The 218-nt window shown below is 59.2% G+C and carries 1 protein-coding gene; it reads right to left on the bottom strand.

Going from position 1 to position 218, the window contains the following annotated elements:
- The coding region (locus GSQ79_RS06255) for a transposase (RefSeq protein WP_368669922.1) at positions 1–218 on the bottom strand (218 nt) is incomplete at both ends.

Raw genomic sequence — 218 nt, 5'->3', positions numbered from 1 at the left:
CGATGAACCCCTTTATTTGCGTGTCGGTTCGCTTGACGACGGTGATGGAAATTCTGCTCGCCTCGAAGGCGGCGCGTTGCGCTTCATCGCCTTGATAACCGCCATCGACAAAAGACATCTTCACCCACGGGCTCTTTCGATGCACGGCTTTGAGCAGCGGCGCGAGCGCGTCGCGATCCTGCACGCTGGCCGCTGTGATCTGACATTCGATGGGCAGG

The sequence above is a fragment of the Beijerinckia sp. L45 genome, assembly GCF_009765775.1.
Lineage (GTDB): Bacteria > Pseudomonadota > Alphaproteobacteria > Rhizobiales > Beijerinckiaceae > RH-AL1.
The sequence above is the reverse complement of the archived record's forward strand: the minus strand, read 5'-3'. Positions and strand labels throughout refer to the sequence as shown.